Annotated in this window: 27 protein-coding genes and 1 pseudogene; 15 read left to right on the top strand and 13 right to left on the bottom strand. The window is 68.8% G+C overall.

Annotation, left to right across the window (positions count from 1 at the left end):
• Positions 1-32: 32 nt before the first annotated feature.
• Positions 33-1,034 (bottom strand): LacI family DNA-binding transcriptional regulator, encoded by a 1,002-nt coding sequence (locus ABGB14_RS49210; protein WP_347650807.1) that lies wholly within the window; start codon positions 1,032-1,034, stop codon positions 33-35.
• A gap of 79 nt (positions 1,035-1,113) precedes the next feature.
• On the opposite strand from ABGB14_RS49210, the gene ABGB14_RS49205 reads away from it, so the two are divergent.
• From ABGB14_RS49205 to ABGB14_RS49180, 6 genes are all read left to right on the top strand, one after another.
• On the top strand, positions 1,114-2,403 hold the full coding sequence (locus ABGB14_RS49205) for a polysaccharide pyruvyl transferase family protein (protein WP_347650806.1): 1,290 nt from the start codon (positions 1,114-1,116) through the stop codon (positions 2,401-2,403).
• Complete coding sequence (locus ABGB14_RS49200) at positions 2,396-3,307, top strand: ABC transporter permease subunit (protein WP_347650805.1); 912 nt, start codon at positions 2,396-2,398, stop codon at positions 3,305-3,307. The genes ABGB14_RS49205 and ABGB14_RS49200 overlap by 8 nt, the downstream gene beginning before the upstream one ends.
• Positions 3,304-4,275 (top strand): carbohydrate ABC transporter permease, encoded by a 972-nt coding sequence (locus ABGB14_RS49195; protein WP_347650804.1) that lies wholly within the window; start codon positions 3,304-3,306, stop codon positions 4,273-4,275. The genes ABGB14_RS49200 and ABGB14_RS49195 overlap by 4 nt, the downstream gene beginning before the upstream one ends.
• A 33-nt stretch (positions 4,276-4,308) precedes the next feature.
• Positions 4,309-5,931, top strand: a complete 1,623-nt coding sequence (locus ABGB14_RS49190; RefSeq protein WP_347650803.1) for an extracellular solute-binding protein — start codon at positions 4,309-4,311, stop codon at positions 5,929-5,931.
• A 102-nt stretch (positions 5,932-6,033) separates the two neighbouring features.
• On the top strand, positions 6,034-9,450 hold the full coding sequence (locus ABGB14_RS49185) for an alginate lyase family protein (RefSeq protein ID WP_347650801.1): 3,417 nt from the start codon (positions 6,034-6,036) through the stop codon (positions 9,448-9,450).
• Between the two features lie 386 nt (positions 9,451-9,836).
• Positions 9,837-10,190 (top strand): helix-turn-helix transcriptional regulator, encoded by a 354-nt coding sequence (locus tag ABGB14_RS49180; RefSeq protein WP_347650799.1) that lies wholly within the window; start codon positions 9,837-9,839, stop codon positions 10,188-10,190.
• Between the two features lie 27 nt (positions 10,191-10,217).
• Here the strand turns inward: ABGB14_RS49180 and ABGB14_RS49175 are convergent, their stop codons facing one another.
• Positions 10,218-10,808, bottom strand: a complete 591-nt coding sequence (locus ABGB14_RS49175) for an ATP-dependent Clp protease proteolytic subunit (protein ID WP_185101837.1) — start codon at positions 10,806-10,808, stop codon at positions 10,218-10,220.
• Complete coding sequence (locus ABGB14_RS49170; protein WP_347650798.1) at positions 10,805-11,431, bottom strand: ATP-dependent Clp protease proteolytic subunit; 627 nt, start codon at positions 11,429-11,431, stop codon at positions 10,805-10,807. Before ABGB14_RS49170 ends, ABGB14_RS49175 begins: the two co-directional genes overlap by 4 nt.
• A 261-nt stretch (positions 11,432-11,692) precedes the next feature.
• On the opposite strand from ABGB14_RS49170, the gene ABGB14_RS49165 reads away from it, so the two are divergent.
• Positions 11,693-12,421: a hypothetical protein gene (locus tag ABGB14_RS49165; RefSeq protein ID WP_347650796.1), complete on the top strand. Its 729-nt coding sequence runs from the start codon at positions 11,693-11,695 to the stop codon at positions 12,419-12,421.
• 144 nt (positions 12,422-12,565) lie between these two features.
• Here the strand turns inward: ABGB14_RS49165 and ABGB14_RS49160 are convergent, their stop codons facing one another.
• Both ABGB14_RS49160 and ABGB14_RS49155 read right to left on the bottom strand, forming a co-directional pair.
• Positions 12,566-13,579: a hemolysin family protein gene (locus ABGB14_RS49160; RefSeq protein WP_347650795.1), complete on the bottom strand. Its 1,014-nt coding sequence runs from the start codon at positions 13,577-13,579 to the stop codon at positions 12,566-12,568.
• Complete coding sequence (locus ABGB14_RS49155) at positions 13,576-14,955, bottom strand: hemolysin family protein (protein WP_347650793.1); 1,380 nt, start codon at positions 14,953-14,955, stop codon at positions 13,576-13,578. Before ABGB14_RS49155 ends, ABGB14_RS49160 begins: the two co-directional genes overlap by 4 nt.
• Before the next feature lie 368 nt (positions 14,956-15,323).
• Between ABGB14_RS49155 and ABGB14_RS49150 the strand changes: the two genes are divergently transcribed.
• The 3 genes and pseudogenes from ABGB14_RS49150 (at position 15,324) to ABGB14_RS49140 (ending at position 17,134) form a co-directional block, all read left to right on the top strand.
• Entirely contained in the window at positions 15,324-16,202 is an 879-nt protein-coding gene (locus tag ABGB14_RS49150; RefSeq protein ID WP_347650792.1) for an ion transporter, read from the top strand.
• Positions 16,203-16,407: 205 nt separating this feature from the next.
• Positions 16,408-16,578, top strand: a pseudogene (locus tag ABGB14_RS49145) (sporulation protein); the annotation flags it as partial.
• Between the two features lie 58 nt (positions 16,579-16,636).
• Positions 16,637-17,134 carry a hypothetical protein gene (locus ABGB14_RS49140; protein ID WP_347650814.1) on the top strand — a complete coding sequence of 166 codons (498 nt, stop codon included), beginning with the start codon at positions 16,637-16,639 and terminating at the stop codon, positions 17,132-17,134.
• A 66-nt stretch (positions 17,135-17,200) separates the two neighbouring features.
• Here the strand turns inward: ABGB14_RS49140 and ABGB14_RS49135 are convergent, their stop codons facing one another.
• The 5 genes from ABGB14_RS49135 to ABGB14_RS49115 form a co-directional block, all read right to left on the bottom strand.
• A complete protein-coding gene (locus ABGB14_RS49135; RefSeq protein WP_347650791.1) occupies positions 17,201-17,326 on the bottom strand; it encodes a hypothetical protein in 126 nt (41 codons plus the stop codon).
• A 111-nt stretch (positions 17,327-17,437) separates the two neighbouring features.
• Positions 17,438-18,616, bottom strand: a complete 1,179-nt coding sequence (locus ABGB14_RS49130; RefSeq protein ID WP_347650790.1) for an FAD-dependent monooxygenase — start codon at positions 18,614-18,616, stop codon at positions 17,438-17,440.
• On the bottom strand, positions 18,613-19,209 hold the full coding sequence (locus ABGB14_RS49125) for a TetR/AcrR family transcriptional regulator (RefSeq protein ID WP_347650789.1): 597 nt from the start codon (positions 19,207-19,209) through the stop codon (positions 18,613-18,615). Before ABGB14_RS49125 ends, ABGB14_RS49130 begins: the two co-directional genes overlap by 4 nt.
• A 64-nt stretch (positions 19,210-19,273) precedes the next feature.
• Complete coding sequence (locus tag ABGB14_RS49120; protein ID WP_347650788.1) at positions 19,274-19,516, bottom strand: hypothetical protein; 243 nt, start codon at positions 19,514-19,516, stop codon at positions 19,274-19,276.
• A gap of 332 nt (positions 19,517-19,848) precedes the next feature.
• Positions 19,849-20,259 (bottom strand): Rid family hydrolase, encoded by a 411-nt coding sequence (locus ABGB14_RS49115; RefSeq protein WP_347650787.1) that lies wholly within the window; start codon positions 20,257-20,259, stop codon positions 19,849-19,851.
• 81 nt (positions 20,260-20,340) lie between these two features.
• On the opposite strand from ABGB14_RS49115, the gene ABGB14_RS49110 reads away from it, so the two are divergent.
• The gene (locus ABGB14_RS49110; RefSeq protein ID WP_347650786.1) at positions 20,341-20,721 is read left to right on the top strand and encodes a helix-turn-helix domain-containing protein; all 381 of its coding nucleotides are present in this window, start codon (positions 20,341-20,343) and stop codon (positions 20,719-20,721) included.
• A gap of 95 nt (positions 20,722-20,816) precedes the next feature.
• On the opposite strand, the gene ABGB14_RS49105 is transcribed toward ABGB14_RS49110, so the two are convergent.
• The 3 genes from ABGB14_RS49105 to ABGB14_RS49095 form a co-directional block, all read right to left on the bottom strand.
• Positions 20,817-21,176, bottom strand: a complete 360-nt coding sequence (locus ABGB14_RS49105) for a hypothetical protein (protein ID WP_347650785.1) — start codon at positions 21,174-21,176, stop codon at positions 20,817-20,819.
• A 48-nt stretch (positions 21,177-21,224) separates the two neighbouring features.
• Positions 21,225-21,512 (bottom strand): hypothetical protein, encoded by a 288-nt coding sequence (locus ABGB14_RS49100; protein WP_347650784.1) that lies wholly within the window; start codon positions 21,510-21,512, stop codon positions 21,225-21,227.
• An 82-nt stretch (positions 21,513-21,594) separates the two neighbouring features.
• A complete protein-coding gene (locus ABGB14_RS49095; RefSeq protein WP_347650783.1) occupies positions 21,595-23,619 on the bottom strand; it encodes a hypothetical protein in 2,025 nt (674 codons plus the stop codon).
• A 217-nt stretch (positions 23,620-23,836) separates the two neighbouring features.
• Between ABGB14_RS49095 and ABGB14_RS49090 the strand changes: the two genes are divergently transcribed.
• The 4 genes from ABGB14_RS49090 (at position 23,837) to ABGB14_RS49075 (ending at position 25,975) form a co-directional block, all read left to right on the top strand.
• Positions 23,837-24,655, top strand: a complete 819-nt coding sequence (locus tag ABGB14_RS49090) for a GNAT family N-acetyltransferase (RefSeq protein WP_347650782.1) — start codon at positions 23,837-23,839, stop codon at positions 24,653-24,655.
• Positions 24,656-24,776: 121 nt separating this feature from the next.
• Positions 24,777-24,989: a MerR family DNA-binding transcriptional regulator gene (locus tag ABGB14_RS49085; RefSeq protein WP_347650781.1), complete on the top strand. Its 213-nt coding sequence runs from the start codon at positions 24,777-24,779 to the stop codon at positions 24,987-24,989.
• The gene (locus ABGB14_RS49080; protein ID WP_347650780.1) at positions 24,919-25,308 is read left to right on the top strand and encodes a hypothetical protein; all 390 of its coding nucleotides are present in this window, start codon (positions 24,919-24,921) and stop codon (positions 25,306-25,308) included. The genes ABGB14_RS49085 and ABGB14_RS49080 overlap by 71 nt, the downstream gene beginning before the upstream one ends.
• Positions 25,309-25,351: 43 nt before the next feature.
• Entirely contained in the window at positions 25,352-25,975 is a 624-nt protein-coding gene (locus ABGB14_RS49075; RefSeq protein WP_347650779.1) for a GPP34 family phosphoprotein, read from the top strand.
• Positions 25,976-26,257 lie beyond the last annotated feature (282 nt).

Genomic DNA, 26,257 nt, shown 5'->3' with positions numbered 1-26,257 from the left:
ATTCTCACGTCCGGGCTCCTAGTGAGCGCCTCTCATCCGGGCGGGACGCGCGCAGTCGCTGAGTCACGGATCACCAGTTCGGGTTCGGGGTCGGTGATGACACCGCCTGCGCTTGGCCGCCTCGCGATCAGGTCGTAAAGCGCCTCGACGCCGGCCCGGCCGAGTTGGTACATGGGCATCCGGACTGCGGTGACGGCCGGGCGCAGGTGCTGCATCAGGTCGACGTCGTGGATGCCGACCACCGACAGCTGGTCGGGGATGGTGATGCCGAGGTCGCGTGCGGCGGCCAGGACCCCGACCGCGCTCATGATGTTGTTGACGACGATGGCGGTCGGCGCGGTCGTCGCCTGCATGGCCTGCCGGAGCCCGTCGGCGCCGGCCTGCTCACCGAACCCGGTCGCCAGGTGTGGGGCCGGTGTCAGCCCGGCGGCGTCCATCGCCTGCTGGTAGCCCAGGTAGCGCTGCTGGGAGATGTATCCGGAACCCCCGACGAAGACGATGTGGCGGTGGTGGAGGTTGACCAGGAACCGGGTAGCGATCTCGCCTGCGCGGCGATCGTCTATGTCGATCCAGGGATGGTCCAGTGCATGTTCCAGGATGAGGATCGGCTTGGGGTGGGAGCTGAGTTCGGCCATCACGTCGTCGTCCAGCAGCCCTTCGCCGCGGATCAGGATGCCATCGACCGTGCCCTGGCTGAGCAGCCGGGTCAGGAACTGGCTGCCGGAGCGCATCGTCTCGGCATCGCCCAGCAGGACCGTCGCGCCGTGCTCCGCCGCCGCCTCGTAGACCCCGTACCGCAGCGGTCCGTAGACCGGGTTGTCGAGCTTGTTGAGGATCATCGCGATCATGTCGGTCTGGTTGAGCCGCAGCGAGCGCGCCGTCTGGTTCGGCTGGTAGCCCAGTTGCTGCATCGCCTGGAGCACCCGGGTGCGGGTGGATTCCTTCATCCGGGTGTGGCTCGTGCCGTTGACCACTGCCGACACCACGGCGAGTGACACCCCAGCCGCCCGTGCGACGTCACGTTGCGTTGCCATGGCAAAAGCCTACTCGGTTCTTGACGTAACGTCTCACCATCCCTATTTTGAATTAACGTTACGTCAACAAGGAGTATCTATGACATCGACACGTCGCACCGTCCTCCTGCGGTCCTCCTGGGCGACGGTGAACATCGGCGACGTGGCTCACTCTCCTGGCGTGGTACGGGCGTTTCAGCGGTTCGCCCCCGAGGCCGAGGTCATCCTCTGGCCGGTGCGGCTGGAGGAGCGCGAACGATCCATGCTGCGGCACGCGTTTCCCGACCTGCGCGTCGTCGACGGCACTCTCGGCGGGGACGGGCCGAGCACCCCGGAGTTGGCCGCCGCCATCGACGGCGCGGACGTCCTGGTGCACGGATCGGGCGCCGACGCCTTCCAGAGCGCCGAGATCGATTGGTGGCGCGAGCACGTGGGCCGCCCGTACGGGTACTTCGGGGTCACCGTGGATCCGCTGTGCCCACCGACCATGGCGACGCTGCCGGAGCTGGCACAGATGGTCGATCTGCTCCCACCGTCCTATCTCGAAGACGACGTCAAGGACCGTTTCGACAACGCCGACTTCGTGTACTGCCGCGAAACGCTGACTCTGGCCACCCTGCGCGGCCAGAAGATAACCGGGCCCGACCTCGCCTTCGGGCCGGATGGCACGTTCACGTTCGACCACACTGACGCCGTCGCTGCCGCTCGCCTGCTGGAGGGTTTCGGCCTGCAGCCCGGTCGGTTCGCCTGCTTTGTTCCGCGGCTGCGCTACGCCCCCTATGCGAAGATCTACGGCACGGAACCGACCCGCGAGCAGATGCGGCGCGACGCGGTCAACCGAGCCACCGTGACGCACGACCTGGCGGTGCTGGCGGCGGCGATCGAGACCTGGGTACGCGTCAGCGGCCTGCCGGCCGTCGTGGTGCCCGAGATGAGCTATGCCGTAGAGCTCGCTCACGAGCAGCTTCCCGGCCTGCTCAGTCCACAGACGCTCGGTCAGGTCCGGCTCCTGGACCGGTACTGGCCGCTGGAGGAGGCGACCGGGGTCTACGCCGTCTCGTCGCTGGTGGTCAGCATGGAGTGTCATTCGCCGATCCTGGCCGCACGACATGCGATCCCGACCGTCTACCTTCGGCAGCCGACCGAGACCACGAAATCTCAGATGTTCGCCGACCTCGGCGCCCCAGACCTGGTGATCGAGCTCGACCATCGTGCCGCGGCGACGGTCGTCGCGGCGGTCACCGACATCGCCACCGACCCGGCGCCCGCGGTCGCCCGGAGCAGGAGGGTCGCGGCCAATGCCGACGACCGGCTGCGCGCGGCGGTGCGAGCCTGCGTCGCGGGCCGGCCCATCGGCGTGCCCGCACCGGTGGAGACCGGCGATGCGTAGCCTGCGCGACCGCTGGCGGCGCGACCGGGTCCTGCTGCTGCTGGCGCTTCCCGGGGTCACGGCGCTGCTGCTGTTCCACTATCTGCCGCTCGGCGGGAACATCATCGCGTTCCAGGACTTCCAGCCGTTCCTCGGAATCTGGCACAGCCCGTACGTCGGGCTGGACAACTTCGAGCCGGTGCTCACCGGCGACCCGGTGTTCCTCAACGCGCTCGTCAACACACTGATCATCACGCTGATCCAGGTGGTCTTCGTGTTCCCGCTGCCGATCTGCCTCGCGTTGATCCTGAACGCGACCATCAGCGAACGGCTCAAACGCCTCACCCAGTCGATCCTCTACATGCCGCACTTCCTGTCCTGGGTCATCGTGGTCGCCCTGTTCCAGCAGATGTTCGGCAACGGCGGGATGCTCAACGCCTGGCTGCGCTCGGCCGACCTGTCCACGTTCCACATCGTCGGCGTGCCCGAGTTGTTCAAACTCATGATCACATCACAGGTGATCTGGAAGGACACCGGCTGGTCGACAATCATCTTCCTCGCCGCGCTGTCCAGAGTGGATCCGGCGCAGATGGAGGCCGCGGTGGTGGACGGCGCCTCGGCAGCTCGCCGCCTGTGGCACGTGACCCTGCCCTACATCCGCCCGGTGATCGTCCTGCTGCTGATTCTGCGGCTCGGTGACTCGCTGTCCGTCGGGTTCGAGCAGATCATCCTGCAGCAGGCACAGGTCGGCGCCGGTGCCGGCGAAGTACTCGACACCTACGTCTACAACCACGGGATCGTCGGCGGCGACTGGGGCACCGCGGCCGCGGTGGGGCTGATCAAAGGCATGGTCGGCGTCGCGCTCGTGCTCGGCGCCAACCGGTTGGCCCACGCCCTGGGCGAGCAGGGGGTGTACGCCAAGTGACGAGCCGACCTGTGCCGACCGCGGTGTCCGTGGCGCGCCCCGCCGCGGGCGCAGGGCCGCGGCGGCCACGCTCGGGCCGCAGCCAGCGTCCGGTCTGGATGGGCGAGCCCAGCAAGCTGGGGTTCGGTGCGCGGGGACTCGTGCTCGGCCTGGGCTGCCTGGCGGTTCTGGTGCCGTTCTGGGCGGTGCTCATCACCAGCATCGCCTCCCCGGAGGAGATCAACAGGGCGGGCGGCTTCGTGCTGTGGACGAACGAACCGACGCTGGACTCCTACCGGGCCGTCCTGTCCGGAGGAATCGTCACCCGCGCGCTGCTGGTGAGCGCCGGCATCACCGCGGTCGGCACGGCACTCAGCCTCGTCTCCACGATCGCTCTGGCGTACGCGCTGTCGCGGCCAGGTTCGTTGCTGCACAAGCCGATCCTGCTGATGACGGTGTTCACCCTGCTGTTCAACCCGGGCATCATCCCGATGTACCTGACGGTCAAACAGCTCGGCCTGCTGGACAACTACCTGGCACTGATCCTGCCGGTGCTGGTGAACGCGTTCAACGTCATCGTCATGCGCGCGTTCTTCCAGGGAATCCCAGGCGAGCTGCGGGAAAGCGCCTATATAGACGGTGCCGGGGAGACGCGCATCCTGCTGCGGATCGTCCTGCCACTGTCGAAGGCGGTCGTCGCCGTGATCGGGCTGTTCTACGCAGTGGCGTACTGGAACGCCTTCTTCTCCGCGATGTTGTACCTCCAGTCGTCGGAAAAGTGGCCGCTGCAACTGGTGCTGCGCACCTACGTCGTCAACAACACCCCGATCGGGTCCGACCAGCTCAGCTCGAACCTGGAGAACCTGCCACCACAAATCTCCATCCAGATGGCGATTCTTGTCATCTCCGTCCTGCCCATCCTGTTCATCTACCCCTTCATCCAGAAGCACTTCGCCAAGGGACTCATGGTCGGCGCCGTCAAGGGCTGACCGGTCGTCCACACGATGTGGAAAGGAGACGTCGTGGCACCCACCTTCAGCCGCCGCCACGTCCTGGCACTCGGCGCGGCAACGGGGCTGGCCCCGCTGCTCGGGGCCTGCGGCGACGGCAGCCCGAGTTCGCCGAACATCTCGACCGGGTCGCTCAAGCTGCCCACCTACAAGCCCGTCACCGCGGTCACGCCCGACCTGGCCGCCGAGCCGGCCGGGGTGTCGCCGGGATACTTCACCTACCCGGCCACCTCCAGCGCCGCATCACAACCGGTGCGGGGCGAAGCCGTCACGGCACTGACGTACACCTACGACCCGATCGCCCCCGCGCTCGGCTCGAACCCCTACTGGCAGAACCTCAACGACAAAGTCGGCACCGAACTGAAGATCACGTACGTCGCCTCGGCGGACTACAAGAGCAAGGTCGCCACGACCATCGCCGGTGGCGATCTGCCCGACATAGTGGCTGTCCAGGGCGTTGTCCAGCAGATGCCGGCCATGCTGAAGGCGACGTTCACCGACCTCACCGAGTACCTGTCCGGGGACGCGGTCCTCGCCTATCCGAACCTCGCCGCCCTGCCCACCGATGCCTGGCGCGGCACCGTCTACGACGGGCGGATCTGGGGCATCCCCGTGCCGCGGGCGCGGATCGGCACTGTGCTGTACACCCGGGCCGACCTGCTGGCCAAGGCAGGACTTGGCCTCCAGCCCAAGTCGTGGGACGAGTTCAAGCAGATGGCGGGCGCGCTGACCGACGAGCGGGCCGGTCGGTGGGCGTTCGGGCAGATCCCGTTCACCACGATCCTTGAGATGAACGGGATCACCGGCAACTGGCCCGGCGGCGCCGGCGCCTGGCAGGTCGAAGGTGGCGTCTTCACCCACTCCGGGACGACACCGCAGTTCACGCAGGCCCTCGAGGACACCGTCGAGCTGGTGAAGTCGGGGGTGATGCATCCCGACCACGCGGGCGCGCCCAACACCAAGCGCAACGGGTGGATGCTGGCCGGCACGACCTCGTTCACCATCGGCGGGTACGCCGGGTGGGGCAAGTTTTACGGCCAGGCGAAAGACGTCCCCGACTTCCGCCTGACCGGCATGCTCTCGCCCACCCGCGACGGCACAGGGACGCAGGTACGCACGCCCGGTCCGACCCTGTCCAGCTTCACCGCCATCGCCAAGACCGACAACGCCGACCGGATCAAGCAGATCCTCAAGGTCCTCGACTGGTTGTGCGCACCCTTCGGCAGCAGCGAGTACCTGGCCCTCCGGTACGGCGTCGAGGGCCAGACGTTCAACCGCAACGGCTCCGACCCGACCCTCACCGAGGGCGGGCGCAGCCAGATATTCCTGCCGGTGCGGTACCTCGCCGAGGCAGCGCCCGTCATCTACGAGCCGGGCAACCGCCAGGCCGTGCAGGACCAGCACGACCACCAGGTCGCCGGCGTCCCGCTCGCCGTCGCGGACCCGACCCTCGGGCTGTACTCGGAGACCGCCGCCAGCAAGGCTGCCAGCGAGCAGCAGGAACTCGACTCGGTGCTGCTGGAGATCCAGCTGGGGAACAAGCCCGTCTCGGCGTGGCAGCCGGCCATCACGAAGTTCATGGACCGGGTGGGCAACAAGATCAAGGCCGAGTTCGAGGAGCAGGCGGGTGGTTGACGCGCTGGACTCGGCTGACACTCTCACGGCATCAGGGAGAGGACAGTGGTGAGACGGAGCAAGTTACGTTGGTACACGCGTGGTCGGGTCCGTGCGGCGGTCGTGCCGGCTCTGGTGGCGGCGTTTCTGTCGCCGGGCAGTGCCGCCGTCGCCGACATGTCGGATCTCGGCGGGCTGCTCGACCTGACGCGCCCGGGGCTCGGCGCGGTGGCGGCCAAGCTGGCCGCCGGTGATGAACAGGGCGCCGCGAGCGAGCTCAAGGTGTATTACGCGGGCCGCGCCGACGTCCACTACCCGGCTCCGGCCGAGGGCCTGGGCGGTGGCGACTCGGGCCCCGACGAGCTCGCGGCGGGGATCTTCCGGTTCGGCGCCGAGACCCGCGACTTCTACAACAGCGCCGAGCAGCGGATCGACATCGACTGGCAGGACCTCTGGGGCGGGACGCAGACCACCCCGGGCAGCGCGCAGACCTTGATGAGCGACTTCACGTTCATGCCCAAACTGACCTACGCCTACGTGTCCGAGGGCGACCCGGCGAAGCGTGCGGCGTACGCGGCGGCGTGGATGGACATCTCGCTGGACTTCTTCGCCGACAATCAGAGCTGGCCGCAGGGCCGCAACCTGTCGGCAGCCAAGCGGCTCGCCCAGCTGGTCGGCGCGTTTTCCGTGTTCCGGACCGATCCTGGCATCGACGCGAGCGATCTCGTGGCGTACCTGTCCGGCGTGCACGCCACGACGGACTACCTCGCCGGCGTGATGCAGATACATGTCGGAAACAACTGGTACATGTCGATGGCCCGCTCCGTCCACGCGGCAGCCGTGTTTCTGCCCGAGTTCTCGTCATCGTCTGGCTGGGAGTGGTTCGCGGTGCGCTCGGCCGAGCGGTTCCTGCGCGCGCACGTGAAGGGCGACGGTGTGTACCGCGAGCCGGCGTTCAACTATCAGGCATACGTGGCGGATATGCTCAACTCCGTCATAGCAGTCGCGGATGCCAACGGGCGAACCGTTCCTGATTCGCTCGTCCAGGGGGCCGACTGGATCGCGGATTCGCTGTTCGCGACCCGTCAGCCGAATCTCGAACCCGCGGCGATCGGCGACACGCCGAACAACTACGCGGGTACGTCGGCCATTCGCAGGAGCGGTGTACGCAACTCCTGGCCCGATTTCACCTGGGTCGCCTCCGGCCGAACGGAGGGGACCGCCCCGACGCTGTCGTCCACGGTGTTTCCGATCAGCTTCGCGGTTCAGCGTTCCGGGTGGGACGCCGATGCCCGGTACATGCTGATCAACAACCAGAATTCCAGTTACACCGCCTCGCATCGGCATCCGGACGACCTCAGCCTGGTGATGGCGGCGTACGGGCGTCCGCTGATCGTCGACCCCGGGGTGGGGGACTACAGCGCGACTCCGACGAACGACTGGATGCGCCGTACCACCGAAGCGCACAACACCATCGAGGTCGACGGACGCTCGCAGACCGCCGGCGTCCCCCGCACAACGTCGCTGTGGCGCTCGAACGCGGGCCTCGACATCTACCGAGGTGCGGCGATGGGCTACCGGCCGGTCGCGCACGATCGCGCGGTCTACTTCGTCAAGCCCGGCTTCTGGGTGGTCTCCGACGACCTCACCGGTGACACCGCCGCGCACAAATACCGGCAGCTCTGGCACTTCCCCGGTGATCCGGTGACCGTCAATCGGACGACGAAGGTCGCCACGGTCGGGTTCGACACCGTGCCCGGAGCCGCACCCGTCGCCGGCGTGCAGCTCATCCCGGTGGCGACGGCCGGCGCCGCGGTAACCCCCAAGGTCCACAAGAAGGGCGCCGTACGCGTCGGCGAGCAGGTACTCACCGACGTCGACTACCTGTCGTACGACTGGTCCTCCACCGGGCCGACGGGACTGGACACGGTCGTGGTTCCCGGCAGGGCCGGCGCGGCGCCCTCGGTGACGGCGAAGCGCATCGCCATGCCCGGGGTGAGTCACTCCGTGGCGACGGCGATGGAGATCGCCCTGCCGGACGCGACCGGACGCTTCTACCTTTCGCGCGAGGCGACTCCCTCGTCGAGGGCGTTCGGGGCCGCCACGACCAACGCCGAGACCGCCTACCTCGAGCGTGCTTCGGGTGGCGGGCTCACCAGGTACGCGCTGACCAGAGGGTCGTCGCTGATCGACCAAGGCAACACCGTCATCAGCGCATCCGCGCCGGTGTCCGATGCCAGTGTGGAACTGCGCGGCGCGACCGCCCGGATCTCGCTTGGGGACCCGTTCACCGGCACGCTCTCCATCAACGCGCCGAACGCGAACGCGGTGACGGTGAACGACACCCCGGTCACCTTCACCCGCGCGGGCGACCTCATCACCGTGTCACTCGAGGAACACTTTGCCCCGGCACCCGTGCTCGACGACGAGTTCGACGATGCCGGCCTGGACCGCACCGTCCATGACTTCAACGGATCCTTCGGCGGCTGGACGCCGGTCCAGGGGACCTGGGCGCTGACCGGCGCACAGCCGGACACGCAGCTGGCACAGACCTCGACCGCGGACATGGTGTCGTTCGCGGCGCTGCAGGACGTACCCGATGACGTGGTCATGGCCGCGGACATCGTTCCCGGGGCACGCGGCCAGACGACGGCCCGTACCGGTCTCGCGTTCCGCTACCACGATTCCCGCAACTACTACCGGGCCGAAGTGCTCAACTCCACGTCGGGAGCGACGCTGAAGCTCGTGAAGATATACAACTCGACGACCACGGTTCTCGCGGAGACCGCACTGCCGAGCGGCGCCAACGTCCCGCACAAGCTGGTCGTATCCGCCATCGGGAGGCATCTGAGCGCCAAAGTCGGCGATACGTCGATCTCCGCGGACGACGGACAGCTGCCGACGGGTGGTGCCGCCGCCTTCACGCATCGGCGGGCCGCGACCTTCGACAACATCGTGATCAGGGAAGGGCTCGATCAGGCCGGTTGGCGAGGAATAACAGGGTCCGTGTCCGTCGCCTCGGGCAAGTTGCGCCTCACGCCTGCCGGTGGCCGGGCGCACGTACTGGCCGACTCGACACTGCCGGCGCGCTTCTCCGAGGCGTGCGACTATGTCGTGGAGACCACGGTCACGATCGACGGATCCGTCGGTAACGCAGGAATCTCGCTGCGAGACACCACGGACGCGTACGGATATCGGATCCACGTCGGCAAGACGAGCAACGGAACCCAGTACGCGAGCATCATCCGCGAGGCTCACGCGTCGGGTCCCGTCACAGTGGCCACGGCATCCATCAGCAACCCGTTGACAGGTCCCGTGCGACTGGGTGCGGCGATTCACGGCGACCGCATCACCGTGACGTTGAACGGCGTTCAGGTCCTGAAGGGCCGCGACACCGTTGTCCGCAGCGGCGGTGTCGGGCTCTACGCATCCACGGAGAGCTCGTTCGAGAACGTCACTGTCGCTGGGTTCTGCGGAGGGCGGGAGCACCTGCGGCCAAGTGCCCCCGGCGCCGGCAACCGCTGGGACCACCACGACTGAGAGCCTGCTGACTAAGGCTTGAGTCGTGGCGGGCATGGCCCGTAGATCTTGTTGACGTAGCCCTGGTGGGACCATTGGGATAGTTGGCCGCGGAAGCCGTTGACGTTCTCGATGCCGAGGATGGCGGCCAGTTCGCTTCCTCTCCAGGCCCGCCAGGGCTGGGCGCTCAGGAGCTGCAGGACTTTGCCGCGCCGGTCAGAATGAAGGAACACCACCTGCGCAAGCGGTGCTCACGTGGCTGGTCTTCGGCTTCACCGAGTGGTCGCCGCCGCGACGACCGCTCGGTGAGCGCGCGAATGGCCTGAGGCTGGGCATGGGTAAGCGGAGACGTTCTGCTCTGCGCGAAGCCGGCAGAACTCGAACGCGCCATCGACCTATGGTGAGGTATGGCCTCATCCATGCCGTCGCGTCTAGCGATCAATCGGACCGCCCCCGAGCCGTCTCCGGCTCGCGAGCCGCTGTGGCGGCAGGTGCTCGGTGAGTGCTTGAGAGGGCTTCGCCATGAGCGGGGCGAGAAGTTGAGCGAGACGGCAAGCCGCGCCGGAGTCTCGCCGCAATATCTCTCCGAGATCGAACGAGGCGTCAAGGAGCCGTCGAGCGAAATGATCGCCGCGGTCGCCGGCGCGCTGGATGTGACCCTGGTCGATCTGACCCTTGCCGTTGCCGAGAGTTTGCGGCCTGCTCAGCAGGGCGCGTCGAGAGGTGCCACCTGCTCGGCGGCGTATGCTCTGGCCGCGTAGCGCGGCTTGCCGGGGTTGTCCACGGGCCTATGAACGCTCCTCGATGATCTGATCGAGGAGCCCGTACTCCAAGGCCGCGGTAGCGGTGAACACGCGATCGTGATCGGTGTCGGCGCGCAGGGTCTCGACCGTCTGGCCGGTGTGCCGTGAAAGTATGCGCTCGATGTCCGCCCGGACACGTACGACCTCGTCGGCCTGCAAGATGAGATCGGGGATCGCTCCGCGCCCCTGGGCTGCCGGCTGGTGCAGGATGATCCGTGCGTGTGGGAGAGCGGCACGTTTGCCTTCGGCGCCCGCGGCGAGAAGTACGGCACCCACCGCGACGGCCTGTCCCACACAGGTCGTCGAAACCCGCGGGCGGATATGGCGCATAGTGTCGTAGATCGCGAGCATCGCGCTCGGGTCTCCGCCTTCGCAGTTGATATAAAACTGGATCTCCGCCTCGGGGTTGTCTGATTCCAGAAAAATCAGCTGCGCGATGAGAGCATTCGCGACGCCCGCGTCGATTGCGGTGCCCAGGTAGACGATCCGCTCGGTGAGCAGGTGCGAGTAGACATCCATGATCCGCTCGCCACGAGGGTTCGAGGCGATGACGTTCGGGATCGTATATGTGGTCACTGGCCGACTCCTTGGGTGATGCCGAATCCGAGCCGTGGGCGGTTTTGTGGCGCGATTTCGTCGAAGTTCTGCACGATGGCGTCGATGAAGCCGTAGTCCAGTGCTTCCTGTGCCGTGTACCAACGATCGTGCAGCGAATCCTCGAATATGCGCTCGACAGGCTGACCTGTGTCCTCGGCAATCAGACCGAGCACCGTGTCGCGCGTATGCCGAAGGTCGCCGGCCTGCAGTTCGATGTCGACCGCGGTGCCACCGATTCCCGCCGAGCCCTGGTGCATCAGGACTCGTGAGTGCGGTAGAGCGCGGCGCTTCCCACGGGCCCCCGAGGACAGCAAGAACTGCCCGGCACTGTAAGCGATCCCCAGGACGAGGGTCGATACGTCACAGGGAATGAGGCACATGATGTCGCGGATCGCAAGCATCGACGGGACCGAGCCACCTGGGGAATGAATCCACAAGGCGATATCGGACGACGCATCCTGCGTGGCGAGTGCCATCAGCTGGGTGGCCAGCAGTGTGCCATTTTCGTCGTCGAGAGGGCCGTCGAGAACGAGAACACGCTGCTCATAGAGTTCGCGTCTCATTTGTGGGTTGAATAGCGGAAGTTTCGATTCTTCGCTCATGCGTCCATCTTGCGAGGCGATCCGGACCGGCGTCGACACGATCTGCCTGGGGCAGATCTGCTCTGAGCAGCGAGAGCTCCTGAGCAGGGACAACGCGGTTACCGGCCGGTTCGGGGAGCGCGGTCCGGCTGCCGGCCCGCCTCCAGCTTGTCCGGCCTCGAGTACGCGGCGATTACCAGAAGCGCCAAAACCTTTCGATCTTGCCCTTGCCCCGCGGGCGGTGCGGGGTGGAGTGGATCAGCTTGATGCCCAGGCAGGCGCATGCGCGCAGCAGTCGACGACCGGTTGGTGGTCACGGAGCTAGGCGAACACACTCGCAAAGAGCTGGCGGAGGGGTTGCCGCTGCCGATCACCGGGGACCTGAGCGCGGCTGAGGTACTGCACCGGATCGCTACAGCCCCGGCGGAGGAGGTGCCGGAGCTGCTGCGGCGGTGGCGGATCGAGGATCTCGTACCGGGCTCACGCAGGATGGTTGATCGGCTCCCCGAACTGTTGCGAGCTGCGGCTGAGGCGTCCCCTGCCGGACGGCTCAGTGTTGTAGAGGTCGTGGCTGAGCGCGGTGATGCCGAGGTGTTGTGGCAGGCGGTGCGTGACCTTCCTCTGTTGGGGCCGCATGCCCGCTGGTGGCTGGATGCGGAGGTTGAAGGGGATCGGGTGTGGCGGGCGGTCGACTACGCGCTTGCGGCGCTTGACCGCTATGGGGTAATTGACGCTCGGTATGTCCTGCTGGACATGATGGGCGGCGACCTCCATGAAGGAGTCGGGGGCAGCAGGCACCCGGAAGCAGGTCGGCTCCTGGCTGTCCTGCCACGGACGGCACCGGCGATTCCCGAGGTGCCGGCAAGCGGGGCCGCAGGGGCGGCCGCGTTGTTCCACGCCGCCGCCAAGCTGCCGCTGATCTCGTCCGCGGCGTCGGTGGCGTCGGGTTTGGACGAGCCCGGCAAGCGGTGGCTTAGGGGTCATCACTGTGGAGGCAGGCTCCGCCGTTGAACCTGCCTTGAGGGTGGATCCGGGCGGGTGCTGACCTGCCTTCCCGCCGTGCTGGCGTGGTTGTTGAACGCTATGAGTCTGCTGGCGTTCTGATCTCACTTCCGTCAGTTGGGGACAGGCGCATGGCGGCAGGGCAGCGCGTGCTCACGTGGGAACGAGCAGGGTGGTGAGCAGGTCGTCGAGGCTGACGATGCCTGCGGTGGTGCCGTCGTCGGCGCGGATGAGGGCGATCTGGCTACGGGCGGCGCGCAGTTGGGTGACCGCGTCGGAGACGGAGGCGACAGCGGGCAGAGTGGGAATTCGGTAGGCGAGGCCCCCGGCAGCGGTGGCGGTGTCGCGGCGGCGTGCGAGGTAGGCGTCCCGAATGTGCACGACGCCTACCGGGTCGGTGGGGGTGCCGACGATCAGGCGTGAGCGTTGGACGCGCAGGCAGGCATCGATCACCTCTTGGCTGGTGGCGGTGGCGGGCACCGTGTCGATCCGCTCCGGCGGAATGATCAGCGCGGTGATGTCGGCGCCTGGGGCGCGCAGGGCCTGGCTGAGCACGGCGTGATCGTCGGCTTCGATCAGGCCGAGCCGGCGGGATTCGGCTACCAGGTGCTGCAGCTGCTCCGGGGTGCGCGGGTTGGCGCCTTCCTCGCGCGGGTGCACCTTGACCAGCCGCAGGAGCCCGTTGCTGACGGCGTTCAGAACGCTGATCAGCGGGCGCACGAGCAGGGTGAAGCCGCGGAACGGCAGCGCCAGCAGGGTCGCCGAGCGTTCGGGGTGGGCGATCGCCCAGGATTTCGGCGCCATCTCGCCCAGCACCATGTGCAGGAATGTCACGATGGCCAGCGCGATGACGAACGCGACCGCATGCGCGGCGGCCTCCGGGAGTCCGACGGCGTGGAAGAGCGGGGTGAGCGTCCCGGCGATCAGCGGCTCGGAGACCACGCCCAGGCCGAGCGAGCACAGCGTGATGCCGAGCTGGGCGCCGGCCAGCATCAGCGACAGTTCCTTGATCCCTGACAGTGCCGCAGCGGCGGCCCTGCTGCCCTGGGCGGCGGCCTTCTCCAATCGGTGGCGCTTGGCGGCGACCAGAGCGAACTCGGCCGCGACGAAGAAGCCGTTGCCGACCAGCAAGACAAGGGTCAGAGCCAGGCCGATGGACAGGTTCACGGCTGCTCCTCGCCATCGTGGCCGTCTCGACCGTTGGGATCAGGGCTGTCGGGCCGATGGGGGGTGAGGCGGACGCGTTCAGGGACGTGTCTGTCCAGCGTCAACACTTCGATCCGCGTTTGTGTGGGCGCGTGGGGATCGAGGGTTGCCGGAAGATCGGCGGTGATGACGTCGCCGGGGACGGCGAAGCGGCCGAGCCGGTGCAGGATGAGCCCGGCAAGAGTGTCGTACTCGTCTTCGTCCGGCAGGTGCAGATCGGTCTCCAAAGCGATCTCGTCGATGCGCAAGGCGGCGTCCAGCTCCCATTCGTCGCCGCGCCGGAGCACGCGCGGCGCCTCGGCGTCGTTCTCGTCGGCGATCTCACCCACCAGTTCTTCGGCCACATCTTCCCAGGTGACCAGGCCGGCCAGGCCGCCGTGCTCGTCGACCACGCAGGCCACTTCCTCACCTCGGTCGTGCAGCTGGCCGGCTAGATCCGGCAGGGACACCGAGAACGGCACGATCAGCACGTGACGGGTGATCTCGGCCATGCGGGTGGTGGCCGCCTCCGCGGGCGGTACGGCGGCTACATCGCGCAGGCTGACCACCCCCACCACATCGTTCAGAGTGGCGCCGAGCACCGGGTAGTGGGTGTGGCCATGCGTGGCGACGAGCTCGTCCAGCTCGGCGACGGTGGCCGAGGCGGCGACGGCGATCACCTCCACGCGCGGCACCATGACTTCTTCGGCGGTGTGCTCGGAGAAGGCCAGGGCGCGTTCCAGTACGTCGGCCTGGCTGCCGGGCAGGTGGCCGTGGGCCTCGGACTCGCCGATGATGTGGCCGAGCTCTTCCAGGGTTGCGCCGTGGTGCAGCTCTTCGACCGGTTCGATGCCGACGGCTCGCAGCAGCTTGTTGGCCGCGGTGTCGAAAAGCTTGATGACAGGCCCGGCGACCTTGAGATAGATCAAGGTGGAGGAGGCCAGCGCCCGGGCCAGGGGCTCGGGCCGGGCCAGGGCAAGGTTCTTGGGGGCCAGCTCGCCGAGCACCATCTGGATGATGGTGGCCAGGGCGAAGCCGATCACCAGCGCCACCGCATCCACCGCTCCTTGCGGCATGCCGAACGCCGTCAGCGCGGGGGCGATGATCTCGGCCAGAGCGGGTCTGGCGATGAAGCCGACCACCAGCGCGGTGACGGTGATGCCTAGCTGCGCGCCGGACAACATGAACGACAGCCGCTCCATCACCTCAACGGCCTTGACTGCCTTCTTGTCGCCTGCGGCGGCCTGCTGTGACAGGGCAATCCGGTCGGCGCTGACGTAGGCGAACTCCTGCGCGACGAAGTAGCCGGTAGCCAACGTGAGCAGGAGGATGGCCAGCAGGCCGAGCGCCACGCTCATCGCTCCCACCTCCGGCATTGCCGTCGCTCACGGGCCGGGCATCGCTGCCCGCGCGCGCGGAAGCTGTACGTGATCGGCCTGCTCGGGTCCGTTGACACGGACGCCACCACCATTCCCTTCGTGTCCTTGACCAGCGGGCGACCGATGTGAGCGGTGCAGGCGGGCAGGCCCGCCCGCCTGCGCTGGACGGACGTCAGCTGATCGGCGCACGCCAGCCGCAACCGGGGCACATCATCCCAGGTAACGGGTGAGGAGTCCGCAAAGTGCCGGATGTGTCGATGCCTCACGGCTACCCCGCTATCGGCCCCTCCCACCCACGCCTACGGTGATCATGGATCGTGGTCCTTAGAGCAGGGGAGCTACCGCAGTTGACGGGACAACAACGCGTTCGCGCCGTCCTGGAACACCGGCTCGTACAGCGGACGATCATTGCCATCATCGTGATCAACAGCGTCACCATCGGCATGGAGACCAGTTCCTATCTGATGGAGCGCGCCGGCGGCGTGCTGCACGCCGTCGACCGGATCGCGCTGGCCGTCTTCGCCACCGAGATCGCCGCCCGGTTGTATGCCTATCGCCGCACCTTCTTCACCGACCCGTGGAACTGGTTCGACACCGTCATCGTCGCCATCGCGCTGGTGCCCGCCTCCGGCCCGGCCTCGGTGCTGCGCGCTCTGCGAATCCTGCGGGCACTGCGACTGGTGTCGGCGGTGCCGAGCATGCGGCGTGTGGTCGGCACCCTGCTGGCCGCAGTGCCCGGGATGGCCTCCATCATCGGCCTGCTCGCTCTGATGATCTACATTGCGGCAGTGATCGCCACCATCCTGTTCGGCGAGGTCGTGCCCGAGCGTTTCGACGCGTTGCCGCGCTCGCTGTTCACCCTGTTCCAGATCATGACCGGTGACGAGTGGGGCACCATCGCGAAGGAGGTGATGGACCACAAGCCGTGGGCGTGGATCTTCTTCATCGTCTACATCCTGATGTCCACCTTCGTTGCGCTGAACCTCTTCATCGCGGTCGTGGTCAACGCCATGCACGAGAACGAGCCATCCCCGGTCGAAGCGCAGACCCAGGCAGAACTGCAGGAGGTCAAGCAGGAACTGGCCGCCGTGAACGCCAAACTGGATCAACTACTTACGCGCGAACCTCCCGCCTCCGCCTCTTCCACCGGCGCCGCGGCGAAACCAATCAGCAAAGCATCACCGGCCAACGGCGGTCACCCACCACCAGCCACCAGCCCCACCTGACCGCCACCGCCGACAGCGCTCCCGCTACGGGCACGGTCATGGCCACCAGGACCGCCCTCAGGCCCTGACCTCGAGAGCAAACGTCGTACTTCCGGCTCAACCACCTCCTTTCGGGGCAACCCCCAGGGAAGATTCACCTCACCGCCGGAACCCGGCCCTCGCCTTGATCCCGATCAGCGAGATCGGCGGCCAGCGCCTGACCGGCATGGCACTGGGCGTGCGCACCGAGCTGGCCATCGCCAAGGCCGTCGACAAGGGCGACCTGGACGAGGTCGCGGTCGAGCCGCTGCCCTCTCAACTGCGCATCCTGCAGGCGATGCTGGACCTCGGCTTCCACTTCAAGTCCGCCGACCTGGAAACCGGTCACCTGTACGGCGTGCACCAGGAGCTGCCGTTCTACCAGGAGATCGAGTTCTACCCGCCCGCCCAGCACCATGACCCCCGCCCAGCTCACCACTCATGCGCGAACCACCAACGCCCTCGCCGCCGCGGCGCTCGGCCTGGCCTTCCTCCTGCGCGCGCTCGGCGGCAGCGTTGTGATCATCACCGCGGGCGGACTGGCGGCCGGGCTCGCACACGGCCTGCGGATCGGCGAGCCGGCCCGTCAGGCCATGCGCCTGCTCGGTGCGGCGCTGGTCCAGGTGCCGGCTACGTGGACCCTGGCGGGCATCGCGATGCTCCTGTTCGGGTTGTTGCCCCGCCTGACCGCTCTGGCGTGGGCGGCCTTGGTGGCCTTCGCCCTGCTCGGCCAGCTCGGCGAGCTACTCCAACTGGACGACCGGGTCAGGAACCTGTCGCCCTTCGCACACGTCCCGCAGGCGCTGAGCCAACCCTTGGATGTCGGTCCGTTGCTGTGGCTCGGCGCGCTCACGTCAGTGCTCCTGTCGGTGGGGACCGTCGCCTTCCAGCGGCGTGACCTGCGGGAGGGCTGACGGTCTTCACATCCTCCTGGGCTGCTTGCGAGGTTCCTCGGCCATGCCTCCAGCGCGTTCGTCACCTCAGGGAGGCCATGACGTTGCGGCCTTGACGTCGAACCCGGAGGCGGCCACGTAGCCGTGCTCGACGACCTCGATGACGGACTGGCGGGGCAGGCCGGAAACCCTGCCGGTGTGGGTGAGCAGCATGATACGGCGGCCAGCAGGGCGCCCAGGCCCGGCCGGTGGAGCGGGCTGGGCAGGCGCCACAGTTTGCGGCGCAGCCCGGTCGGCGCTGCGGCCTTCTGACGATCTCTGATCTCAGCTTCCTCCTGTTGTCGCGGGCGGCAGGATGCTCCCCGCGCCGAACTGCCTGCGCAGCACGGGCGCGAACGTCTGTCGGGTGATGATCCGGTTGGCCAGGCCCTGCACGGCCAGCCCGGCCCGGCCGGAGGGCAGCAGCATGCGGGCGAACAGGAGCGCGTTGCGCTGGCGTCGCCGCACCTCGGGTCGCATCCGGGCCTCGTACCGGGCGAACGCGCGCTCGTGGCCTGGCTCGGCCGCCAGCGCCTCGGCCAGCGCGTACGCCCCGGCCATCGCCATGGACACGCCCTGGGCCGACACCATGGTCATGCAGCCGCAAGCGTCGCCTATCAGGACGACCCGGCCACGGTGCCAGGCGGGCATGACGACCTGGGCCATCGCATCCATGAAGATCGACTCCCCGGCGGGCGCGTCGGCCAGCAGCGACGGAGTGAGCCAGCCCGCCCCGGCGAAGCGCTCCCGCAGCAGGCCTGTCCGCTGGTCACGCGGAACGCTCCCGCCCTGCGGCGAGCGGAACAGCAGCAGGGCGACCAGCGTGCCGGGCTCGCCGCCGGGATAGACGACGACCTGGCGGCCGGGCTCGGTGTAGTGGGCGCGCACGCGGCCCCAGCCGTAGCGGTCGGGCACCGGGTAAGAGGCCAGGCGGGTGCCGAGAGGGCGGACGAACCGCGACTCCGCGCCGAACACGAGCTCCCGCGTCCGCGAGTGGATGCCGTCGGCCCCCACGAGCAGGTCGAACCGCCCGCCGGCGCCACCGGCGAAGCCGACCTCGACCGCGTCGCCGGTGTCGCGGACCTCGGCGACGCTGTCGGCGAAGCGGATCTCCACCTCGCCGGCGACGGCGTCGAGCAGGGCGCCTTCCAGTGTGGTGTGCATCAGCGGCAGGTGCGGCCCCCGGATGACCCGCTCCAGCAGGCCGGCCGACAACCGGGACGAGGACCGGCCGGAGGCGTCGACGAACTCGACCGTGTCGACGGGCAGCCGGTGCGGGGTCAGCCGGTCGAGGATGCCCATGCGGGCGGCCACGTCGTAGCCGGTGCCGAAGAAGTCGACGCCGTAGCCGCCCAGGCGGCCGTGGGGCGCGTGCTCCACGACCACCGGCTCAATGCCGCGACGTCGCAGCCAGTAGGCCAGCGTGAGCCCGGCGATCCCGGCCCCGCTGATGAGGACGCTCACGTCTCCTCCTCGGGGAGCAGGCGCTCCGCCACGTCCAGCGCCTCGCTGGTGGGCAGGTCGCCGTCGATCATGCAGTGCAGCATCAGCCCGTCGATCGCGGCAACGGTCAGCGTGGCGACCCCGAGCGCCTGGCCGGCCGACCAGCCCGGGTGGAGCGCGCGCAGCTGGTCGGCGATCTGCTGCCGGACCTGGCGGAGCTCGTCGCGGAGCACGGCGCCGAGCACGGCGTCGCGGGTCGCGCCGATGATCAGCTCGGCGGCCAGCCGGGACGCGGGCTCGTCGTCGGTGGTCCGCGGCAGCAGGGTGCGGATCGAGTCCAGCGCGGCCCGCTCGTCCCCGGCGGCCAGCAACTCGTCGACGAGCGGTTTGACGAGAAGGTCGGTGCCGCGCCGGAAGATCGCCGCGTGCAGGCCGGGCAGGCCGCCGAAGTGGTAGTGGATCAGGCCGGGATTGGTGCCGGCGCGCTCGGCCACGGCGCGCGCCGTGACGCCGGGCCACCCGTGCTCGCTCAGGAGCGCGAGGCCGGTCTCCACCAGTTGCTCGCGCCGCCGGTCGCCACGCGCCGAATTTGGTCGTTCGGCCAAGTTGGTCATGCGGCCAATTTAGCACGCGCCCGGCAGTCGCCGCCGTACCGCTGCGCGCGGGAACGGGACCGCCTCACGGGCGACGGCCCGCCAGGCGGGTGGCGCCGGCGGCCACCGGGCGGCGGGCGTACACGCCGTCCCCGTCCGCCACGTGGTCGCTCACCTTGCCGGCCGCCAGGAACAGCGACACCGAGGCCGCCAGCCGTACCCCCTCGGACTCCACCACGTCGGCGCCCTTGAAACCGCGCAGCGCACACGGGCCCGCCCTCCGGCGCGGCGTGGACGTGGGCGACTGGGCCTCGGTGAGGACGGACACGAGTAGTTAGCTGCTGTCGGGGGACGAGCCGTACCAGTCGAACCCTCCGCGACGCGGCGGCTCGCGCCGCTTACCGTCCGGGGTGGGCGGGAGTTCGATCTGGTAGTGCCAGATGCCGTGCCGCTAGCTCCACCCGCCGCTGGGGCGCAGCTTGGGGCAATCGCTGCCCCCGCGTCCTGCCCTCGCTGTCCCGGCAGGAACAGCGTTTGAAGGTGCGTCCCTGAGCCATCGTGGTGCCCGTTCTCCAGCGGCTGCGCGCCGACGTGCCGGGCCGCTGAGCCTGCCGGCGTCCCGGCACGTGTCCAGCGGCTGGGAGGTGTACGAGGTCGAGGTCAGTCGAGAAGCGCGGTGGCTTCGACTTCGACGAGGACGTCGTCCTCGAACAGGCGGTCGACGCCGATGAGGGACGCCGGAGGTATCGGCAGCTCAAGCCCGATCTCGCCGGCGACGGCCTCCACGCCGGCCATGAAGTCGCCGATATTGTCCGGGCTCCACCGGGTGACGTAGAACGTCAGGCGCAGCACGTCCTGGAAGGTGGCTCCTGCGCCGGCCAGGCCCTTGGCGGTGTTGCGGAGGGCGTGGGCAACCTGGCCGGCCAGATCCCCGGGAGCCACGGGGGCGCCGTCGGGCCGGCGGGCGACCTGACCGCTGACGTGCACGTGCCGGGTCCCGGTGCCCACGGCCACGTGATGGTACGGGGTGGGCTGAAGCATGTCTTCGGGCGTGAGGTACTGAACGGTCATGGTTGTGTGGCTCCTTCTCGCCTGAGGTATCGATAAGATACTTAGTGTCAAAAGGACACTTCAACGAGACCAGGTTTCGGCATGGATACCGGCGATGAGATCCGCATCGGCACCACACACCGCGAACTTCTCGACCAGGTGCTCGACAAGTGGTCGCTCAGCGTGCTCAACGAGCTGTGCGAACGCCCCTGCCGCTTCAACGAGCTGCGTCGCGCCCTTCCTGCGGTCACCCAGAAGTCACTGACCGCCACCCTCCGGCGGCTCGAACGCAACGGCGTGGTCGAACGCCAGGTCACCTCCACCCGCCCGGTGGCGGTCACCTACCGGATCACCCCCCTGGGCAAGACCCTGCGTCACCCCGTCGACGTCCTGCTGGACTGGGCCACACGACACATGCCCGCCATCGAACGCGCCCGCGACAACTTCGACGCACGCGAACACCAGGCATCTGAGCTCGGGTGATTCGGGAGGACGGGCAGGATGAAGGGCGGGCGGGTGGCGGCAGGGCACCGTCGTTCGCAACCGGCTCAAGCGCCTTCGGCGCCGGCCCGGCACACTCAAGCGACGTCTGCTTCTCGAGCGGCGGTCGCGGCGTAGCCGATCGGGGTCTGGTCGTAGCGGTTGCGGAAGGCGCAGCATGTAGTAGGCGGCGTGCTGCCGCAGTCGGCCCGCTCTCGCAGTTCCTTGACAAGGTCGCCGGCTCGCTCGACACCGACTGCGCGCAGCTCAGGGAACATCGTCAGCAGGGCTCCGCCGACGCAACTGCCGATGTCCAGCAGCGTGCCGCCCGCGGCCAGCCGGTCGCGGTGCTCGGGCATCGCGTCGTGGGCCATCGAGAAGATGGCCCGCGAGGCGGCGGTGGGCAACATGCCCCGGTTACGGGCGACGACCAGTGCGTCCTGCTCCCAGTGGTACACCGCGTCCGGCGAGACAGCTGCCGAGGACCGGTGAGGTGGTCCGGCGGTCTATCCGGCCAGATCGGCCAGAAGCGCGGTGGTCCGGGCCTGTTCCTCCTCGGATCCGAGGGTCACCGCCAAGAGCTCGGTCGCGCCGGCGTCGAACAACTGGCGGATCTGGCGTTCGACGACGGTCTCGTCGCCGATGACCACCGTGTCCTGCGGGCCGGCGGCATGGCCGCGGTCGAGCATGGCACGGTAGACGGGCAGCTGCCCGACCATCCCGAAGTTCTCGTTCACCCACGCCCGGCGGTCGTCCTCGTGGGAGGTGACGCAGACGACGGTGCTGGCGACCACGCGAGGTGTCCTGCGGCCCAGCACCGCGTCGGTCAGAGATCGGCGGCGGCCCGGCTGCGCGAACGTGAGCCGCTCGAAGTGCTCACTGACCCGGTCGGGTGCTCGAGGGAGGCTGCTTGTCAACGATGGACAGCGCACGCTGGGCGGCGCGCTGGTAGCGCTCGTCGGCCCGGACGGCGCGTTCTGTCACCCGGGCACGGCCGTGAGCGATGGCTTCCAGCGCGGGTACGGCTGCGGAGGCCACTGGGCCCATCATGCCCAGTGCCTGCACCGCGAGCAGTTCTGAGGCGGGCCTCCGCCCTCCCCACCCGGGCAGTGGCCTGGCCGTGATGGCATCGAGCAGCGGTGTGACGAGTCCTTCGCCGTCGCCCGTGATCGCCCACAGCGCTCGAGCGATCGCCACCCGGTCGTACAGATGGCCATGCTCCGGGTCGTGGAGGTGTTCGCGCAGGACCGGGACGGCGGCTGCGGCGGCGGGGCCGAGTTGTTCGAGCATCGGCGCGGTGTCGTGGGCGGCATGGCCGCCGTAGCGTGCGAGGTGCTCGGTGAGCAGCGCCGGGGCCTGTCCCGGCTCGCCGGTGATCCGCCACAGCGCCCAGGCAGCCTCGGCCCGGTCGCCCTCGTCGAGCAAGGCCCGCACCTGCGGTTCGACGTCGATGGCACCCGGGCCGATCGCTCCGAACAGTGGCAGCGCGACGGACAGGTACGCCAGGGACACGTGGGCGGCGACCGCCGGTGCCAGCGGTGCGGCCGCCGGTCCCCACGAGACCAGCGCGTTCAGGCAGTCGCGGCTGTCGTATCGAGGGGATCCGAGGTAGGTCCGCAGAGCGGGTATCAGCGCGTCCGAGTGCGCCACCATGGCCGGCAGCGTGTCGCGGACGTCGAGATGCTTCACGTGGCCGTACTCGTCCAGGAAGGCGGCCACGAGCCAGGGAACGCAGCGGCCGTCACCGAGCCGGGCCAGCCCTTCCACTGCGGGACCGGCCACGTCCGGCCACGGCTCGGCGGGGTCTCCGGTCAGCAGCTCGGCCAGCAGGTCGGCGTGACCGGCGGCTGCCCGCCCCGAGTGGGCGATCAGCTCGACCGCGCTCACCAGCGGGTCCTGCTGGCCGAGCTTGCGCCTGCGCCGTACTGACGAGGGAGCCGAGACCAGGTCACGCACGCGGTCGGCGACCATGGGCAGCAACTCGGTCGGCGCGGCGCGCCAATGTTCGATCGCCTCGCGTGCACCGTGGAGAGCCCGGTCGATCCTCTGCAGCCCCGGACGGGCCAGCAGATCCCGGGCCACTGCCCGCTGCCAGTGCTCGGCACGCCGCAGAGCCGAACCGGCGGGCATGACGCCGTCGCCGTGCCATCGGAGGCGCCCGAACGTCGATGCGGGGTCGGCTTGTGCGTCGGCCAGCAGCGCGACCGCGGCGTCACTGTCCGGTTCCGCCGCCGGGGAGGCCAGCGCGAGCCCCACCACGGCCATGGCGCGCAGATCACGGTGCGCGGTGGTGGCACGGCGCAGACGGGCGAACCACTCCGCGTGATCGGCCGCCGCCAGCCACGCCACGGCCAGCACACAGGTCACCGCTCCGGCATCGCCTGCCCGCCTCACCCCCTTCTCGGCCCGCGCGCGCAACGCGGGCAAACTCCTCGTTGCGGCCTCGGGCAAGAGAGCGAGCAAGCGCGCCGTCCCCGCCACGATCTTCGGGGAGGCATCGTTCAGCCACCGCGCGATCGTGTCGACGTCGGCGGTCATGGCCGCCCGTGCGAGCGCCGCGTGGTCGGGCTCGGGTCCGGCGGCGGGATCCCAGGACACGTCACGGTGCGGCTGAGCCAACGCGATGTCGGTCATCAGGTCCACGACCAGTCCTCGGTGGGGCTGCCGCGCGATCTTCACGACTTCCAGCAGGTACGGCACCAGGTACGGGGCCGCGTCGTACACCTCGCCGGGCGTGCTCATTCCTTGGAACAGCCCGTCCCGCAGCCGCCACACCGGCGACTCCTCCGACGACCCCGGCGGCACCGCCGCGAGCTCCCGCAGCAGGCCGGGCACCGCGGCCGAACCTCCAGGCCAGTACCCGAGCCGCCCCCACGGCACCTCGTCCACACCCTCTAACACCACATCACCTCTCCAGACCATGAGAACCGCGACCACCACCACCGGACTGACCTCACCATGTCGACATGCGTCGGCTCTCCTTCGCACGACAAGCCGGCCATGGCTTGGTTGACGCATTCGACGACAGCGAGCAGCGGAGCGCCCGTCCCGGCGATGCACGCTGCCGCAGCATCTCAAAGATCAACGACAATCCTGGCGTGTGCCAGAATCCGCGTCTATGAGCGATATTCGACTTCTCGGTCCCGAGCACCTGCCCCTGTGCCGGCGGCTCGAAGGCGATCGCGACTGGTCCACCGACGAGGCCAAATGGCGGTTGATGTTCGAGGCGGGCGAGGTCTACGGTGTCGACGCGGCCGACGGCGACGGCTTAGCCGGGTGCGTCGTGGTGACCCGTTACGGCGACACGCTGGCCGGCGTCGGCATGATGCTGGTCGCCGGCAGGTACGGCAGGCAGGGGCTCGGCACCCGGCTGGTGGAGCATGCCCTGGAGGTCGCCGGGGACCGCATCGTGGAGCTGACCGCGACCCGCTTCGGACGCCCCGTATACGAGCGGCTGGGCTTCCGGCCGACGGGTAGCCTGACGATCGCCATGGGGCCGATGCAGGGGGCGGCGTGGACGTCCGCGGTCCGCGTGGCCACACCGGACGACCACGCCGCGCTCCTCGACCTGGACGCCGAGGCCACCGGGGCCGACCGGAGCAAGGCGCTGACGGCGCTGCTGGCCATGGCCGAGCGCACGATCGTCACCGACGGCGGCTTCGCCGTGGCCTGGAACGCCGGCCCTCATCGTGTCATCGGCCCCGTGGTCGCGCCTTCTGAGGAAGCCGCCCGCGAGCTCATCCGGGCCGCCGTTCACGGCGCCGACCGCGATATGCGGATCGACCTGCTGGACGCCTACCCGGGCCTGCGTCCGTGGCTCACCGGGCTGGGGCCCGCTGAGGGACCCGCGGCCCTGCCGACGATGGTCTACGGCGCCCACCGGCATCCGGGCGACCGCGGGCGATACGTCGCGCCCATCCTCATCTCGATGGGCTGACCGCGCGCACACCCCCGCGGGCCCGTGGAACCCCGCCCGGCGGTGTCGGCCGTGGCATAGGGGATGCCGAACTGGCGTTGAGGGGTCCTTATGTGTGTTGTGAGCGCGGGAGGGACATGACATGCCGTGGAGCACGCGCGAGCTCGCCGGACTGGCGGGAACGACAGTGAACACGATCCGCCACTACCACCGTCTCGGACTGCTCGACGAGCCCGAGCGCCGGTACAACGGTGGCATCTCGACTGTCGGAGGTGGACAGTTCGATGATCCACATCTACGCGCAGCTATACGACCAGGACGCCTTGGCGGACGTTCAGAAGATGGTGGAGGCTGACACCGACGGCGTCGGCGCCGACATCGATCGGTTGCCGGCCGACGCGGATGAGGACACGCGGCAGCGCCTGGTCGAGAGGCTCGCTCGGACTCTCGCGCAGCATTTCATCGACTATCCGTGGTTGAGCGATCCTGCTGCGCACCTGTCCAAGAGCCCGCACGTCACGGCGCGGACGATCGTGGACAGCGTGGTGGATCTGTACAACCCGGCCCAGTTGGACGTGCTCGTCCGTGCCAACACCCTCGCGAACGACCAGGTGCGCGCCCTTCGGGAGCAGAGCGGACAGGCGGACGAGGGACGCGCTCCCCGCGGAGCTTGACCGTGTTCCTGGAACACGGTTTTTGCTGAAACCAGGCCGTCCGGTGCTGGAAGCATCGCCCGGGGAGAGCACGCTTTATTACGTGCTCGCGGGGGCGGTGCTCGCCGACCTCGCGCGCGGGGGCCACGTCCGGAGCGGCACCGGACGGATGGGAACCGTGACAGTGGAGGCCGTCGCTGACAACCCGCCCTCGGATCACCTCCTCCGTGCCAGTTGGGAGTACGTCGCCCACAGGCCTCGGGGAGTGCAGACCGTCCTTGCCGCGATGGGGCCGACCCTGCGTGAACCGCTGCTGGATCGACTCGTCGGGCGCGGGGAGCTCCGGCGGAGCACGCGCAAGGCGCTCGGCCTGTTCAACGCCCAGGTGCTTGAGGGAGGCGACAGCGGGCGCCGCGACAGCCTGCTCACCGACGTTCGCGCCGTGCTCGTCGACGGTGCGGAGCCGACGGCCCGCGTCGCGGCGCTCGCCGCGCTCATCTACGGGAGCGGAACCCTGCCGCAGTTCGACCGCGACATCCCGTGGACGTCTCCGGTGATCGCCCGCGCCGAGGAGTTCAAGAACGGGAACTGGGGAGCGGGCGCTGCCGCGGAGGCTGTCGCTCGCACCGTCACGGCGACCATCGTCAACAATGTCATCATCGCCGCGGCTGTGCTGCCGCGCGGTTAGCGAGATGTGCGCTCCGGTCCAACGTCCGGTGCGCGACCATCAAGGTGCCGCGGGACTGGCTGAATCCGGATCCCGAGGTCACGTGGGACGTTCGCATCTCACAGGCCACAACATCGATTCTTCGGACCCCGAACACCACACCACGGTCATCACGCGAGCAATGATCGAAACCTGTGGATCTGACGGGAAGGGGTGTACCTTCCCGAATCATCTGATCATGGTTTCGAGATAAGGCCGACGTTGGCGCGTCGGTCGGGAAGGCACACCCGTGCTCACCGTAGT

The sequence above is a fragment of the Nonomuraea sp. B10E15 genome (assembly GCF_039871615.1).
In the GTDB taxonomy this organism is placed as follows: domain Bacteria; phylum Actinomycetota; class Actinomycetes; order Streptosporangiales; family Streptosporangiaceae; genus Nonomuraea.
This window is presented reverse-complemented; position numbering and strand designations above follow the sequence as displayed.

Excerpts from the sequence above, each read along its gene's own strand:
- ABGB14_RS49125 (WP_347650789.1), bottom strand. The coding sequence starts at position 19,209 with ATGACCAACTTGGCCGAACGACCAAATTCGGCGCGTGGCGACCGGCGG.
- ABGB14_RS49110 (WP_347650786.1), top strand. The coding sequence starts at position 20,341 with ATGGATACCGGCGATGAGATCCGCATCGGCACCACACACCGCGAACTT.
- ABGB14_RS49170 (WP_347650798.1), bottom strand. The coding sequence starts at position 11,431 with ATGAGCGAAGAATCGAAACTTCCGCTATTCAACCCACAAATGAGACGC.
- ABGB14_RS49115 (WP_347650787.1), bottom strand. The coding sequence starts at position 20,259 with ATGACCGTTCAGTACCTCACGCCCGAAGACATGCTTCAGCCCACCCCG.
- ABGB14_RS49205 (WP_347650806.1), top strand. The coding sequence starts at position 1,114 with ATGACATCGACACGTCGCACCGTCCTCCTGCGGTCCTCCTGGGCGACG.
- ABGB14_RS49210 (WP_347650807.1), bottom strand. The coding sequence starts at position 1,034 with ATGGCAACGCAACGTGACGTCGCACGGGCGGCTGGGGTGTCACTCGCC.
- ABGB14_RS49085 (WP_347650781.1), top strand. The coding sequence starts at position 24,777 with ATGCCGTGGAGCACGCGCGAGCTCGCCGGACTGGCGGGAACGACAGTG.
- ABGB14_RS49180 (WP_347650799.1), top strand. The coding sequence starts at position 9,837 with ATGGCCTCATCCATGCCGTCGCGTCTAGCGATCAATCGGACCGCCCCC.
- ABGB14_RS49140 (WP_347650814.1), top strand. The coding sequence starts at position 16,637 with ATGACCCCCGCCCAGCTCACCACTCATGCGCGAACCACCAACGCCCTC.
- ABGB14_RS49200 (WP_347650805.1), top strand. The coding sequence starts at position 2,396 with ATGCGTAGCCTGCGCGACCGCTGGCGGCGCGACCGGGTCCTGCTGCTG.
- ABGB14_RS49165 (WP_347650796.1), top strand. The coding sequence starts at position 11,693 with ATGCGCGCAGCAGTCGACGACCGGTTGGTGGTCACGGAGCTAGGCGAA.
- ABGB14_RS49080 (WP_347650780.1), top strand. The coding sequence starts at position 24,919 with ATGATCCACATCTACGCGCAGCTATACGACCAGGACGCCTTGGCGGAC.
- ABGB14_RS49090 (WP_347650782.1), top strand. The coding sequence starts at position 23,837 with ATGAGCGATATTCGACTTCTCGGTCCCGAGCACCTGCCCCTGTGCCGG.
- ABGB14_RS49155 (WP_347650793.1), bottom strand. The coding sequence starts at position 14,955 with ATGAGCGTGGCGCTCGGCCTGCTGGCCATCCTCCTGCTCACGTTGGCT.
- ABGB14_RS49135 (WP_347650791.1), bottom strand. The coding sequence starts at position 17,326 with ATGCTGCTCACCCACACCGGCAGGGTTTCCGGCCTGCCCCGCCAGTCC.